The organism is Sphingomonas sp. (assembly GCF_050725575.1).
GTDB lineage: Bacteria > Pseudomonadota > Alphaproteobacteria > Sphingomonadales > Sphingomonadaceae > Sphingomonas.
On sequence record NZ_JBOHHW010000078.1, the window covers coordinates 1 to 15,263 of the forward strand.

The 15,263-nt window shown below is 64.7% G+C and carries 12 protein-coding genes; 9 read left to right on the top strand and 3 right to left on the bottom strand.

The window, feature by feature from the left end:
* The 3 genes from ACRECS_RS26395 to ACRECS_RS26405 all read left to right on the top strand — a co-directional run.
* On the top strand, positions 1–431 hold a 431-nt coding region (locus ACRECS_RS26395; protein WP_431585951.1), incomplete at its 5' end, for an RNA polymerase sigma factor.
* Positions 428–1,354 carry a FecR family protein gene (locus ACRECS_RS26400; RefSeq protein WP_431585952.1) on the top strand — a complete coding sequence of 309 codons (927 nt, stop codon included), beginning with the start codon at positions 428–430 and terminating at the stop codon, positions 1,352–1,354. The genes ACRECS_RS26395 and ACRECS_RS26400, both read left to right, overlap by 4 nt.
* A 115-nt stretch (positions 1,355–1,469) precedes the next feature.
* Positions 1,470–4,493, top strand: coding sequence for a TonB-dependent receptor (locus ACRECS_RS26405; RefSeq protein WP_431585953.1), 3,024 nt, complete (start codon positions 1,470–1,472; stop codon positions 4,491–4,493).
* Positions 4,494–4,544: 51 nt separating this feature from the next.
* Here ACRECS_RS26405 and ACRECS_RS26410 read toward each other — a convergent pair whose 3' ends face one another.
* Positions 4,545–6,134: a serine hydrolase domain-containing protein gene (locus ACRECS_RS26410; protein WP_431585954.1), complete on the bottom strand. Its 1,590-nt coding sequence runs from the start codon at positions 6,132–6,134 to the stop codon at positions 4,545–4,547.
* Between the two features lie 10 nt (positions 6,135–6,144).
* Entirely contained in the window at positions 6,145–7,206 is a 1,062-nt protein-coding gene (locus ACRECS_RS26415) for an ABC transporter substrate-binding protein (RefSeq protein WP_431585955.1), read from the bottom strand.
* A gap of 125 nt (positions 7,207–7,331) precedes the next feature.
* On the opposite strand from ACRECS_RS26415, the gene ACRECS_RS26420 reads away from it, so the two are divergent.
* The 5 genes from ACRECS_RS26420 (at position 7,332) to ACRECS_RS26440 (ending at position 13,140) form a co-directional block, all read left to right on the top strand.
* Positions 7,332–8,000: a response regulator transcription factor gene (locus ACRECS_RS26420; protein WP_431585956.1), complete on the top strand. Its 669-nt coding sequence runs from the start codon at positions 7,332–7,334 to the stop codon at positions 7,998–8,000.
* 3 nt (positions 8,001–8,003) lie between these two features.
* Positions 8,004–9,410 (top strand): sensor histidine kinase, encoded by a 1,407-nt coding sequence (locus tag ACRECS_RS26425; RefSeq protein ID WP_431585957.1) that lies wholly within the window; start codon positions 8,004–8,006, stop codon positions 9,408–9,410.
* Positions 9,411–9,557: 147 nt separating this feature from the next.
* Positions 9,558–10,991 (top strand): M20/M25/M40 family metallo-hydrolase, encoded by a 1,434-nt coding sequence (locus ACRECS_RS26430; protein WP_431585958.1) that lies wholly within the window; start codon positions 9,558–9,560, stop codon positions 10,989–10,991.
* Positions 10,988–12,109 carry a PepSY-associated TM helix domain-containing protein gene (locus tag ACRECS_RS26435; RefSeq protein ID WP_431585959.1) on the top strand — a complete coding sequence of 374 codons (1,122 nt, stop codon included), beginning with the start codon at positions 10,988–10,990 and terminating at the stop codon, positions 12,107–12,109. The genes ACRECS_RS26430 and ACRECS_RS26435 overlap by 4 nt, the downstream gene beginning before the upstream one ends.
* Complete coding sequence (locus tag ACRECS_RS26440; RefSeq protein WP_431585960.1) at positions 12,106–13,140, top strand: arginine N-succinyltransferase; 1,035 nt, start codon at positions 12,106–12,108, stop codon at positions 13,138–13,140. The genes ACRECS_RS26435 and ACRECS_RS26440 overlap by 4 nt, the downstream gene beginning before the upstream one ends.
* 8 nt (positions 13,141–13,148) lie before the next feature.
* On the opposite strand, the gene ACRECS_RS26445 is transcribed toward ACRECS_RS26440, so the two are convergent.
* Positions 13,149–14,033, bottom strand: a complete 885-nt coding sequence (locus ACRECS_RS26445; protein ID WP_431585961.1) for a LysR substrate-binding domain-containing protein — start codon at positions 14,031–14,033, stop codon at positions 13,149–13,151.
* A 157-nt stretch (positions 14,034–14,190) separates the two neighbouring features.
* On the opposite strand from ACRECS_RS26445, the gene ACRECS_RS26450 reads away from it, so the two are divergent.
* On the top strand, positions 14,191–15,263 hold a 1,073-nt coding region (locus tag ACRECS_RS26450; RefSeq protein WP_431585962.1), incomplete at its 3' end, for a TonB-dependent siderophore receptor.

Here is a 15,263-nt window from a genome sequence, read left to right on the forward strand (position 1 = left end):
GCGAAGGCGAGGATATCGTCCAGGAAACCTATGTCCGGCTTTACAGCTATCGCCGGTCGCGTCCGGTGACGGATGTCGGTGCCTTTTGCTTCGCTGTCGCGCGCAATCTCATCTTCGACCATCTGCGCCGCCGCCAGGCCCAGCCACCGGCCGGCGAACTGGCCGATGGCATCGCATGCCCGCTGCCGGGCGCCGAAGAGATTCTCGATTACCGGCAACGCATCGAGATACTGGTGGGGGCGCTCAAGGTAATGCCGCCACTGCGCCGCGAAGTGTTTCTGCGCCGGCGGCTCGACGACATCCCGGCGGCGATGATTGCTGCCGATCTGGACTTCAGCATTGCTGCGGTGGAGAAACATTGCAGCCGGGCGTTGGCCGATCTCCGCGCTGCGCTGGAACGCCGCGGTTTGCCCGGGGGGGCACGCCGATGAGCCGCCGCACCGCTCTCCGTGACGCTGCCCGCTGGGTACTGCACGACGACGCGCCGGCTGCGTCGCCATCGCTTGCCGCCGAAGTCCGGGAGACGCTCGACGATCCGGCGCTCACCGAAGCGCTCGAGCAAGCCGTCGGGTTCGGCCGGCTCTCAGATGGCGATATCCGGGCGATGCGCGCCGCGCGGCGGCGCACGGCTGCTACGCTCGGCGCCGCCGTCATTGTGGCGATGGTCGGCGCAGGCACCTGGTCGAACGGATGGTTCAAGGGGACGTCCGCAGCGATCGTCGCGCATTACGAGACGCAGCGCGGGCAACAGCGCGACGTCACGCTCGCTGACGGATCGACGCTTCATCTCAACGGCGCGACCAGCCTCGACGTGACGCTCGACCAACGGCAGCGACTGGTCGCGCTCAACCGGGGCGAGGCCTATTTCGACATTGCGCATGAAAACGTGCGGCCGTTCGTCGTCCATGCCGGCAGTTCGGCGACGCGCGTGCTCGGTACGGCGTTCGACCTCGATGTCACGCGCGGTGAAGTGAAGCTTTCGGTCTATCGTGGGCGTGTTCGGTTCGGTGGTGCCGCTATGGGGGCCTATAGCTTAGATGTGCCGGCTGGGTGGCGCTCGCGTTTCACCAACGGCAAGGCGCGCGCGCCGACGCGCTTCGACGCGACGCAGCAGGACTGGCGGCAGGATTGGGTCGATACCGACGATATGCGGCTCGGCGATCTGGTCGATGCGCTTAACCGTCGTGACGGACCGCTGGTCATGGATCCGCCGCCCGCGCTTGCCGGGATTGCGCTGACCGGGCGCTTCAAGCTCGACGATTCTCGGCAATTGCTGGGCGCGCTTGGCGCCGCATACGGCTTCACCGTCGTGCCCGACGGCGATCGCTTGCGGCTCGTCGCGACGGGCGGCTGAATCTTGCGATCGTCATTCCGATGACATTGAAATGTAACAAAATTCTTTTGTCCGATCCGGGTGGCGAACCCGTCTTCCGTCAGGGCGCGCATGAGCGCCCAAGCGGAGGACCATCATGGATCGTACAAAGGGAATTTCATTGATCGCGCTGGCTGTGGCACTTGCCGCGCCGGCCACGGCCCAGGCCCATCCGGCCGACGCGACATTCGCACGGCAGATGCAGTTTGACATCGCCGCATCGGATCTGCGCACGGCGATCTCGCAATTTTCACGCGTGACCGGTGTGCAGGTGGTTGCGGCGCCCGACGCCGTGGCCCGCCGCCGCACCGCCGGCGTTCGCGGCGCGCACAGCGTTCGCGAGGCGCTCGACCTGTTGTTGCGCGGCACCAATTTGTCGGCCTCGATTAGCGGCAGCGTCGCGGTGCTCAAACCCGGTGCCGTGCCCGCTCCGCGCCGTCCCGCGCGGGTTGTTCGCGAGGCCCCGACGCCCGTCGAAGCGCCAGTTGCCGCACCGGTTCAGGCGGCCGAGGTGAGCGACGACAGCGACATCATCGTTTCGGGCTATCGCCACAGCCTTCAACTCGCGCAGGATCTGAAGCGCCGCGCGGTGGGATCGGAGGACGATATCATGGCGCAGGATATCGCTTCCTTTCCCGATCTGAATCTCGCCGAATCGCTGCAACGCATCCCCGGCATCACCATCACTCGTGATTCGGGCGAAGGGCGGCAGATCACGCTGCGTGGGCTCGGGCCGGACTTCACCCGGACTCAGTTGAACGGCATGGAAGTGCTCGGCAATACCTCTTCGGGCATGGACAATCGCGGCGCCACCAGCCGGACGCGCTCCTTCGATTTCAGCCTGTTCGCATCCGAGCTGTTCAACCGCATCTCGGTGCAGAAATCCTATGCCGCCGAGCAGGACGAAGGCGGCATCGCCGGCACGGTGGAACTCAACACTGCCAAGCCGTTCGATTATAGCGGCAGCAAGTTCGTCGTTTCGGCCAAGGGCCAGACCAACAGCAATACCAAGAGCGTGACGCCGCGCCTCGTCGGCCTCGCATCGGGGCACTGGGGCGATTTCGGGGCGCTCGTCTCGGTCGCGTATAGCCAGATCAAGAGCAACGAATATGGCTATCGCAACTGGGGCTGGGGTACGGTCACGTATAGTCCTGCCAATATCGGCCCGAACATCGACGCGGCGACGGCGCAGAAATTGCAATCGGGCACGATCGTCGCGCCCCAGGCGGAATCGCCCTCGTCCTGGTATACAGACCGCAAGCGGCTGGGCATCACGTCAGCGCTGCAATATCATCCCGGCGATCGCTTCAAGATCGATGTCGATCTGCTTTACGGCCGGCTGACTGACCACCGCGACGATTACGCGCTGGCGAGCGCCGGTTCCAACGCGCTGACCGGCGGCACAGTGAATGGCGGCCAAGTCATCCAGTCGGCGGCGATCGACGGCAATACGTTACGGGCGGCGAGCTATACCGGCATCGACCAGCGATCCGAACATCATATCATCAACAACCACACCGATTTCTATCAGGGCGTGGCGAACATGAGTTGGAAGGTGACCGACCGGCTGACCCTTACCGCGCTGGGCGGTTACGAGGAATCCGATTTCCGCCAGCCGGAGTTCGACAAAGTGTTCATGGAGGCCAAGAACATGGCTTTCAGTTTTGATAATCGGCCGGCCATTCCGGTCAATACCTATGGCGTCGACCTGACCAATCCGAACAACTGGGCACTCCAGCGTCTCGACACGCAGGAGAATTCGATCACCAGCAAGTACGCCAACGCCAAGCTCGATGCGATCTACGAGCTGAATGACGCCCTTACCTTCAAGACTGGCACTGACTTCAAGCATTTCAGCAACAGCGGTTATCAGTATAATAACAAGGTGTTTCACAATGTTCCGGCCGACATCCCCATCCCGAACGATCTGAAACAAGTGGTCGGGGTGAATACACTGCTGCCCTACATCGTCGGCGATGTGGACGGCGTGTATGATTATATCGGCGATCCCCGTGATCTGAGTACCAAGAACCTGCAGGCCGGCACTGACTATAACGTCGATGAAAAAACCTGGAGCGGCTTTACTCAGGTCGATCTCGAAACTCAGATTGGTGGAATGCCGCTGCGTGCCAATGCGGGCGTGCGCTATTATTCGACCGATCTGACCTCTTCAGGCCATCTCAGCGCAATGGTGAGCGGCGTGACGACGCTCATTCCGGTGGTCGTCCAGACCAACAGCCATGGCTGGCTGCCCGCCGTCAACCTCGCGCTGGATGTGGTCGATGATGTGGTGGTCCGGCTCAGCGCCAGCCGCAACGTCAACCGCCCGAAGCTGAACGATCTGGCCGCGGCGAGTTCGATCACCACCCGGCCGAACGGCGGCAGCGTGAGCCTCGGCAACCCATCCCTGAAGCCCTATAAGGCGACATCGATAGAAGGATCGGTCGAATATTATATGGGCCGTAGAGGCTTTGCGTCGATCGGCTTCTTCTACAAGAAAATGGACAGCTTCATTACCTCTTCGACCAAGCAAATCCCCTATGGTCAGACCGGCCTGCCATTGTCGCTGCTGATTCCAGGCGAGGATGCCAATACGCCGTTCGACTTGACGCAATCGGTCAATGGCCCAGGCGCGGACATCAAGGGGATCGAAGCGGCATTCCAGCATGATTTCACCTTCCTGCCCGGGCCGCTCAGCCATCTCGGTGCGGTGGTGAACGGTACCTGGTTCGATGGCCATCAGAAGGTGATCTACAACACGACCACCTTTGTCACATTGCCGTTGTTCGACCTGTCAAAATGGGCCGCCAACGCGACGCTCTATTATGAGGATAGGGATTGGGGCGTGCGCGTGTCCGATGCCTATCGCAGCCGGTATCTGGTCGGGAGTGGCGGTCTCAGCGCCAACGGCATCGGCAATGTCGGCGACGCCATGAAAGGTACTCACAACATCGACTTCCAGGCGCATTACAACGTCACGCCGAAAATCCGCTTTGTGGTCGAAGGGATCAATCTTACCGACCAGCCGATCGTGCAGTACGCTGACCTCCAGGCCATCCGTACCGAGGTATATACCACCAGCGGTCGTATCTTCACCTTCGGCGTCACCGCTGAATTCTGATCGGCCGACGACTGCCCCTGTCACGCGTACCGCGCGGCAGGGGCAGCGCTGTCACGCCGCAGGTGCGCGGGTTCCGGTCAGGCTCGGCAGTTTCAGCTCGCCAGAATTCATGTTCACGCCGCGATCGATCACGACCGTGTTACCCTGAAACCGGCACGTGACGGTGTCACGGAACACCGTCTCGATGAACTGCCAGGTCATTTCGAGTGTCCGGCCGTCGATCCAGCTCGCGCGCGAGAGAACGCGCATCCGTTCCGGCTCATATTCATGATGCAGCGCCGCGCCGGTCATCGTCGTTTCCTGCTCGAGCCACTCGCCCAGCCCGGCAGTGATCGAATGCGTGCCGCGAGCGTCGGTCAGCTGATAGCGCACACGGTCCGTGCCGATATCGAACCTCACCTTCCGCGCCGCCTGGTCATTGGCCGCGAGCGTAAAATCGCGTCCGGTGATCTGCGCCGCTGCGGGCGAGGATGACGCTGCCAGCGGTGGAAGCAATTGCAGCGCCTGGGTCCGCTTGCGCAGCGCTGCCGCGGCGCCGGGCACCGGCGGCCTGTTGTCAGTAAAGGCAGCGGGAAAATGTTTCCAGATAAAGGGCTTGAGCATCCGGCTCTTGTTGATCGCCGAAAAGATCGCGAGCACCGCGTCATATTGCGGGAAGACGATCGACATCTGGGTGAACTTGCCGAGCCCGAAATAAGACTGGTCCGGGCCGATCCACCATTGATAGCCATACGGCCCTTCCTCATCGTCGGAATGATGGCGCGACGCCGCCTCGACCCAGGCGGCGGAGAGCAATTGCCGCCCGTTCCACCGCCCCTTTTGCGCGTAGAGCATACCCAGTTTCAGCGAATCCGCTGTGGTCCAGCTAAGGCCATTGCCGCCCGGGCTGACGCCTTCGGGGCTGACGTCCCATTGGAAATCGGTGATGCCCATCGGATCGAGCAACTTGGGCCGGATATAATCGGCCAGCTTCATGCCCGTCGTCTTGGTCACGATCGCCGACAGCATATAGCTTGCCGCACTGGTATAGACCGTTTTGGTCCCGGGCTTGAACACCACCGGGATCTTCATGAACTCGGCGATCCAGCTGGTTTTGATCGGCCGCCATTCCGACCCCGATGTCTCGCGATCATGACCGGTCTGCATGGTGAGCAGATTCTCGACCGTCATCGCGCGCAGATTGTCGCTGGCATCGGCGGGGACATGTTCCGGGAAGAATGACACAACCTTGTTGTCGAGCGCAAAGCGCTTCTCGTCGAGCGCCAGCGCAACGCCGCACACCATTGCGCTCTTGGTCAGCGAATGCGTCATGTGGACGCGCTGCCGTTCATAGGGCCACCACCAGCCCTCCGCGACGACCGATCCGCCGCGCGCAAGCATGAAGCTGTGCAGTTCGAGACCAGCTCCGGCGACATCGTCGAGAAATGTGCCGATCACGGCCGACGACACACCTTTCGCCTCGGGCGTGCTGCGCGGCAGCCCGTCGGTTACCGGGCCAGGCCGGGCGACCGGGCCAACCAGTGGACCGGGCGTGCGTGCGTTCGCCGCGCCGCCGAGCATGCCCGACAGCGGCAATGCGGCCCCGCCGCCAAGCGCAAGCGCACCGAAGCGGCGCCGTGACAACGGATCGAAAATGGTCATGCGCGGATCCTCAAGGACGGAGTGTGGCGAGTGCGGCGGCCCATTCGGTGGCGAAATGCCGGCGCTTGATCTGGTCGAGATTGGCGATCAGCGCCGGCCCGACGCGGATCGCCCTTGCGATTTCCGCCGGCGCGCGCGCGCCGGCATGCGACGGCACATCGGCGCGCGCTGGCGTGATGTAGCGGCGCGACAACAGGAATTGCCCACGCCGGGACAGCAGGAAATCGAGAAACAGCTTGGCCGCATTGGGATGCCGCGCCTCGCGCGCGATCAAGGCGACCCGCGAGGTAACCAAAGTATAATCGCTCGGCATCACCACCCCGATTGCCGGGTTATGCGCCTGACGTTCGAGCGCATAGGATCCGATCACATTATAGCCGATCAGCTGGCGCCCCGAAGCGATCGCGTCGAGCATGCTTGCCGAGGAATCGAACAGGCGCACGCGCGTCTCGCCAAACGCCTTCATCAGCGCGCTGGTGTCGCGGTTCAGCTGCAGGTCCTGGCTCATATAAAGATAGCCGACGCTGGAGCGGACCGGGTCATAGGTCGCCACCCGGCCGAGATAAAAGGCCCGCTTGGCTCGCAACAGGCGGATCAGGTCGGTATGAGTGCGCGGCACATCAGCCGGCGGTACGAGCTTGCGATTATACACGATCGTGATCGGCTCGGCGGTCACACCATAGGCCTGGTTCTTCCAGATCGCCCAGGGCGGCAGATAGGGTTTTTCCGGTGAGGCATAGGCCTGGGCGTAGCCGTCATTGACCAGCTTGGTCTGGAGATCCATTGCCGCGCTCCACAGCAGATCGGCGCTGGGCCGCCCGGCGCGCACTTCCTCGATAAAGGTCCTGTACAGGCCGGCCGAGGAGAGTTCGCGATACTCAAGCCGGATAGCCGGATAGGCCTTGCGGAACTCGGCGAGCAGGTCCGCCACGTCGGCGCCGTTGATCGTCGAATAGACCAGCAGTGCGCGTTCCGACGCGGCATTGGCGGCGATCTCACGATAGGACCGGGGATAGCCGCGCGGGATCGGCGTCGCCGCTGCAAGCATGGTCCAGCCGAGCAGCGCCAGCATCGCCCGCCTCACCAATCGCTGCCACCGGTTCGAACTCACCCTTGCACCCTCGCTCCGTTTTCTATTTGCTTGGTGGTACAGGAACACGGCCAACCTTTCATCCGGCTGTCACACGGAATTCCATCTTGGCGAGAGTTCTGCTTATCGAGGACGACGCGGCGCTGTCCCGCGGCCTGACCGCGACATTGACGGCGGAGGGCTATTCGGTCGATCCGGCATTCGACGGCGCGTCGGGACTGATGATGGCCGCCGACGAACCCTATGCGGTGATCACGCTCGATGTCGGCCTGCCCGACATGTCCGGCTTCGAGGTGCTGAAGATCCTGCGCGCGCGGCAGTGCAAGGCGCCGGTGCTGATGCTCACCGCGCGCGACGCGATCGAAGACCGGGTGCGCGGACTCGATCTCGGCGCCGACGATTATCTGCTCAAGCCGTTCGAGCCCAAGGAACTCGCCGCGCGGTTGCGCGCGCTGCTGCGCCGGCCACAGGTCGATCCCTCGCCGGTGATCCGCGTCGGCCGGCTCGAATTCGACCGCTCGCACCACACCGCTGCAATCGACGGCCGCGACCTGGAGTTGCGCCGCCGTGAATGGGTGCTGCTCGAACGGCTGATCTCGCGCGTCGGCCAGGTCGTGTCGAAGGACCGGCTGGCGGCGGAAGTGTTCGGCTATGACGAGGCGGTCGCCCCCAATGCGATCGAGGTTTACATCGCGCGGCTGCGCAAGAAGCTCGAACCGCACGGGCCGACCATCCGCACCTTGCGCGGGCTCGGTTATCTGATGGAAGAGGACTAGGTTTTGGCGCTGGTCCGGGCGACCTCGCTGACGCGGCGCATGCTGCTCGGGCTCGGCCTGCCGATGGCCGCGCTCGCGCTGCTGCTTGGTCTCGGCGGCGCGCTGACCATCAACAATATCGTCGAAGGGGTGAATGACCGCATCCTCGGCGCATCGGCGCGGGCGATCGCCGAAACGCTGGCGCTGGAGGATGACCAGGTCACGCTCGACATCCCGCCATCGGCGCTCGGCATGCTGGAGAACGACGCGCGCGACAATGTCTATTACAGCGTGCGGGCGGGCAAGGAACTGATCACCGGCTATCCCGATCTGCCGCATGTGAAGCGGCCGCCGGCCGATGACGGCGCGATCGTCTATGAATATGCCCGGTTCCGCGAATTCCCGATCCGCATCGCAGCGATGGCGCGCCAGGTGCCGCGCGTGCGCTCGCTGGTGATCGTCGAGGTCGCCGAGACGCTCGATGCGCGGCGCGCCTTGCGCGACCGTATGCTCGGCGCGCTCGCCATTCTCGAATTGCTGCTGCTCGGCCTGCTCGTGCTGCTGCTGCCGATCGCGGTGCATTGGGGGTTGCGCCCGCTCGAGACGATCCGCCGCCATATGGAGGGGCGGCGCAAGGCGGATTTCGACCCCCTCCCGCTCGACCATGTGCCCAACGAACTGCGCAGCCTGATCGCGGCGGTCAACAGCCTGCTCGCGCGGCTCGACAATGCGGTGCAGGGCATCCGCCGCTTCACGGCCGATGCGTCGCACCAGATGCGCACCCCGCTGACCATCCTGCGCACGCATATCGACTTGCTGAAATCGACCGTCGAACTGCCGCCCGGACCGGCGCGCCAGTCCGCTGTGGATATCGACGCCGCGACGACCCGGCTGCAGCGCCTGCTCACTCAGCTACTCGCTCTGGCCCGGGCCGAGGGGTCGCGTGAAGCGGCGATGAGCAGCGCCCGGCCGACCGATATCGTTGCCGTCGTCCGCGGGGTTGCCGAAGAACACGCACCGCGCGCACTGAAATCCGCGATCGACCTGCAATTCGATGCGGCGGTGCCGGCGCTGCAGGTCGTGACGATCGGCGATCTCGCTGGTGAACTGGTCGGCAATCTGGTCGACAATGCGATTCGCTACACGCCCGCCGATGGCGAGGTGCTGGTGTCGGTCGCGCGTGAAGGTGGGGCTGCGCTGGTCGTAGTGGAGGACAACGGCCCCGGCATTCCGCCGGCAGACCGCCCTTTGGTCTTCACCCGCTTCCGCCGGCTCGACCGCGATCAGGCGCATCCGGGCAGCGGCCTGGGACTCGCGATCGTCCAGGCGCTGGCGGAGGCGATCGGCGCCACCGTCATGCTGACCGATCGCGCCGCCGGACCGGGCCTGCGCGTCGAAGTCCGCGTGCCGATCGCGCCCGCCACCAGTTAATTGCTGCTAAAATGTCCTACTTTCCGGTCAATTCGTCGGTCGGCCGGAACGTGACAGCACCGTGACAGGATAGCCGCATACCCTTTCCCCATCGACGCCTGTGAAGGGCGCGGCCCGTCGTTCGCGACGGCAAGGGAGAAAAGGGCGATGGCGCGACGTTTCGATCACCGGGTGGCACGAGTCGCATTGGTCATGGCCGCCATGCTGGGCGCGACACCGGGCATTGCGGCGACGCCCGCCGATTCCGGCCAGGCCCGCTTCCGTGCCTTGTACCAGGAGCTGATCGAGACCGACACGTCACTGTCGAACGGCAGTTGCACGCTCGCCGCCGAGCGCATGCGCGCCCGGCTGGTCGCGGCAGGATATGCACCCGACGCCTTCCGCGTCGTCATTCCCGATGCCTTTCCGAAACAGGGCAATCTGGTCGGCCGCATTATCGGCACCGATGCCAAGGCGCCGGCGATCCTGCTCGTCGCGCATATCGATGTGGTCGAGGCGAAACGCTCCGACTGGCAGCGCGACCCGTTCAAGCTGGTCGAGGAAAATGGCTATTTCTATGCCCGCGGCGCGATCGACGACAAGGCGATGGCGGCGTCATATGTCGACGCGCTGATTCGCTACCGCGAAGAAAATTTCCGTCCGCGCCGCACGATCAAGCTCGCGCTGACCTGCGGCGAGGAAACCGATTCGCACTTCGACGGCGTCGAGTATCTGCTCAAGACCGATCCGGACGCGCTCAAGGCCGGCTTCGCGCTCAATGAGGGCGGCAAGGGCCTGCTCGATGAGGCGGGCAAGCCGATGTCGTTCGGGGTCCAGACCGGCGAGAAAGTCTATCAGGATTTCACGCTGACCGCGGTCGCGCCGGGTGGGCACAGCGCGCGGCCGACCGACGACAATGCCATCGTGCGGCTCGCTGCGGCGTTGGTGCGGATCGGGGCGTATAAATTCCCGGTCCATGTCGTCGACGGCACCAAGGGCTTCTTCGCCCGGTCCGCGCCGTCCTATGCCGGGCAGGTCCGCACCGACATGGCGGCAGTCGGGTTCGGTACCGCCGATGCGGCGACCTATGCGCGCATCGCCGCCGGCTCGCCCTATTGGAACGCGTTCCTGCGCACGACCTGCATTTCGACTCTGATCCAGGGTGGCCATGCCGAAAACGCCCAGCCGCAACATGCCCAGGCCAATGTCAATTGCCGTATCATGCCGGGCGAGGATATCGCGTCGATCGAGCGGCAACTGGTCGAGCAGGTCGCTGATTCCAAGGTCGCGCTGAAGCCGGCCGCCGCGCCCGGACCGCAAAGCCCCGCCCCGCCGCTGACCCGCGCCGTGATGGATCCGATCGAGAAGATCGCCGGCGAGATCTGGCCCGGCGTGCCGGTCATCCCGACGCTCAGCACCGGCGCGACCGATGGCCGCTTCCTCAACGCCGCGGGCATCCCGACCTATGGCGTGTCGGGCGTGTTCGTCGACCCGGACGGGAATGGCGTGCACGGCCTGAACGAACGGGTCCGCGTCAAGTCGCTCTATGACGCACGCGAATTCCTCTACCGGCTGGTCAAGGCCTATGGGAGCGCGCGGTGAAGCGATTGCGCCCCGTCTTTCTGAAACTGCATCGCTGGACTGGCCTGACGGTCGGCATCCTGTTGCTGATTCAGGGGCTGACCGGGGCGACCATGGTCTTTCGCGACGAGATTGACCGCATCATCCACCCCGCAATCGTCGTCACGCCGGCCGCATCGCGCGTGCCGGTCCAGCAGATGCTCGACATGGTCCAAACGGCGCATCCCGACGCGACCGTCAACCGTATCGAACTCTCGCGCTGGGCCGATGGCGCCGCGCTGTTCAAGCTGACCGATCCGCATACCAGGGCGCTGCGGCTCATCGCGGTCGATCCGTTCCGCAATCATATCCTGCGCGACGGTACGCGCACCGCCTGGCCGACCGAATGGCTGTTCGCGGTGCATCACACATTGCTCGCCGGCGATACCGGCGAGATCATCATCGGCATCGAGGGGCTTGCCCTGCTGTTCATGGCGATTACCGGACCGATCGTCTGGTGGCCCGGCCTTGCGCGCTTGCGGAGCGGCTTTCGAATCCTGTGGCGCGGCAATAGCGACCGGCGCTGGCGGACCTTGCACCGCGCCTGGGGTGGCGCGGCGGCCCTGTTGCTGATCGTCTCCGCCGGCACCGGCGCAATGATGGTGTGGAAGGACGAAGTGCGCGGCGTGCTTGGCCTGTTCGGCACCGTCACGCAGCGTCCCGCGCCAAAGGTCGCTGCCGTAGTGGGGGCCGCGCCGCTGCCGGTCGATCGCCTGATTGCCCGCGCGCGCGCCGAATATGGTGCGACCCCGCTGCGCCAGATCCGCTTTTCGAGCGGCGGCCATGTCGTTGCCATCTATCTCGACAGCGATCTGACGGTACGGCCGGACGGCGCGAAACAGGTTTATTACAACGCCTATAGCGGCGCTGATCTCGGCCATTATGTCGCCGGCGCGCTGCCCGCAGGCAGCGAGATCGTCGACTGGATCTACACCGTCCACACCGGCCTGTTCGGCGGCCTGGCGACGCGGCTGTTGCTGCTGCTCTCCGCGCTGTCACTTGCTGGTCTGTCCGGCACCGGGCTGTGGCTATGGGCTTCACGCCGTGCACGCAGCCGCAAGCGCGCGCCTGCGCCGCGCGCCACGGTGGAGGCGGCATGATGCGTTTCGTTCGCCCCGCCGAAACCCGCGACCTGGACGGCGTGGTCGCGCTCGCCGAAAGCCTGGGCTCGGGCATGACGACATTGCCGGCCGACCGCGCCGTGCTCGGCGAAAAGATCGAGCGCTCGGTGGCAAGCTTTCGCGGCCAGCTCGATCGTGCCCAGACGCAATATCTGCTCGTCCTCGATGCCGGCGACGGCACGGTCCAGGGCACCTCGGCGCTCTACCCGCATGTCGGGTCACCCTATGGCTTCTTCTCCTACAAACGGCTCCGGCTGGTACAGCGCAGCCAGGCGGTCGATGTCAGCTGCAATGTCGAAATGCTCGCGCTAGCCAATGACTATACCGGCACGACCGAGGTCGGCACGCTGGCGATCCACCCGTCGCTGAAGGGCACGGGCGCCGGGCGATTGCTGGCGCGCTCGCGCTATATGCTCGTCGCGATCCGCCCTGATCTGTTCGCGCCGCTGCTGATGGGCGAGATGCGCGGCTGGCAGGACGATCGCGGCGAGAACCCGTTCTGGAACGCGGTCGGCGCGCGCTTCTTCAGCATGGATTTCGCCACCGCCGACCTGCTCAGCGCGACGCGCGGCGCGGATTTCATTGCCGAGCTTTTGCCCAAGCACCCGCTCTATATCGAATTGCTACCACCCGACGCGCGCGAGGTGATCGGCAAGCCGCACCGCAATTCCATGCCTGCCCGCTCAATGCTGCGCAGCGAAGGGTTCCGCTATGAAGGCTATGTCGATGTGTTCGACGCCGGGCCGCAAATGCATTGCGACCGCGACCAGATCGCGACCGTCGCCCAGTCGCGACAGGCCCGCCCGGTCACGCTGTCGCCCAATGCCGCGCCCGCCGCGACGCCGCATCTGATCTGCTCGGAGGATCTGCTGGGTTTCCGTGCGGTGATGGCGACCGCCCAGGTCGTCGACGGCGAGATCGCCCTGGTGACCGACGCCAGCCAGCTGCTCGGCGCTGATCGCGGCGCCACCGTCCGCTGGTCGCCGGGTGCCGTCGGAGTGGCCGCATGAGTCGGCGCCTATCCCCTCGCGCTGGCGGCCTGCTCCACGATCCAGGCACGGAACCGGGCAAAGACCGGGCGCTTGAGCCGGTCGGCCGGATAGACCAGATAATAGGCGCCCTCATCCTCCAGCCGGTGGTCGAACAGCGGCACCAGCGCGCCCGATTCCAGCTCGGGCTCGATCATGAAGCGCGGCAGCAGCGCGGCGCCCGCCCCGCCGGCAGCGGCTTGTGCGACCATCAGGAAATGTTCGAACACCGGGCCGTCGCCGGGCAGCGCATCCTTGATCCCGGCAGCATCGAACCAGCGCCGCCATGCACCGCGCCGTTCGGTCTGCACCAGCAAGGGCAGTTTCAGCAGATCGGCCGGGGTCGCCATTTGCAGGTCGGCAAGCAGGGCGGGCGCAATGACGGCGATCGATTGTTCCTGGAACAGCAGGTCATGCTCCATGCCGTGCCAGTCGGGTGCGCCGAAATGGATCATAGCATCGAAGCCATCGGCTTCGAGGTCGAATTCATGCACGCGCGCGGCGACATTGATCACCAGCTCGGGCACTTCGCGGGTCAGCCCACCCAGCCGCGGCGCCAGCCAGCGCATGCCGAAGCCGGGCAAGGTGGCGATGCTCAGCGCATTGTCGTCGGGCCGCGCAATGACGCGCGACGTGGCGACGCGGATCGCCGCCAGCGCCGGCGCGATCGCCTCCAGATAGGCGCGCCCGTCAGCGCTCAGCGTGACGCGGCGGCCGATGCGGGTGAACAAAGTGACCTGCAGCCAGTCCTCCAGCGTCGCGATCTGGCGGCTGATCGCGCTCTGCGTCAGGCCGATCTCGTCGGCCGCGCGCGAGAAGCTCTCATGGCGCGCCGCAATCAGGAAACTGTGCAGCGCCCCCATCGGCGGAAGCAAGCGGCGGCTCCGGTCATTCATTCCATTCTCGCATGTAACAGTGCGGAAAAATCGCACGTGTCGTTGGAGTAATCGCGTTAGTCATGAGGGTTTTGAGTGAAAGAGGCAAACAGCCCGTCACTCTTATAAATAACAATTTAGAATAAGGGGAAGTAAGATGAAGCCGATCTGTAAAGCGATCCTGCTCGGTGGTGCTGCCACTTTGATGCTGCCGGTGTCCGCCTGGGCGCAGACCGAACCACAACCCGCGGCACCCGCCGACCAACAGGCACCGGCCGCCGTGGAGGAGGTGCCCGACGACGGCACGCAGCTTGAGGATATCGTCGTCACCGCTGACCGGACCGGCACTCAGGCAGTACAGGTCGGCAGCTTTCGTGGTGCGCGCCAGCTCGATGTGCCGCTGACCGTCAGCGTCATTCCGCGCGAACTGCTCGACCAGCAGCAATCGGCCTCGGTGCTCGATGCACTGCGCAACTCGGCCGGCGTGTCGGTCTCGCAGATCTCGTCCCTGGTCTACAGCAACCTTGCGATCCGCGGAATCGATGTCGAAAATCGCGGCAATTACCGCCTCAATGGCATTCTGCCGGTGATCAACATCGTCGGCCTGCCGCTCGAGGACAAGGAGCGGGTCGAGGCGTTGAAGGGTGCATCCGCGCTCTATTACGGCTTTACCGCGCCGTCGGGCATCATCAACATGGTGATGAAGCGCCCGACCGAGACCGAAAAATTCGGCTTCAAGGTGAACGGCAGCTCGCGCGGCGCGATCGGTGGTGCCGTCGATTACGGCAATAGCTGGGGCAATGGCGTGTTCGGCGCGCGGCTCAATGCGGCCTATTCGCGCATTGATGCCGGCATCGATAATGCCGACGGGCATCGCTACCTGCTGGCCGGCGCGTTCGACTTCAAGCCGACCGACACGCTGACCTTCAATTTCGATGTCGAGCGGATTTACGGCAAGGCGGGCGAGCCGGGCATTTATCGCTATGCGACCAAGCCGGTACAGACCGTGGCCAACCCCAATCCGACGGTTGCGCTGCCCCAGTTCCAGCGCAATTCGCTGAACTTCGGCCCGGGCAAATGGGGCGTTACGGCCGGCGAGGAAGCCAATGCGCTGCTCGGCGCGCGCTGGAAATTCTCGCCGCGCTGGGAATTGAGCGCCAGCGCCGGCTTCTCCGATTTCACCCGCAACCGGCGCTTCAGCACCCTCGATTTCGGCAAGCCGCTGGGCAA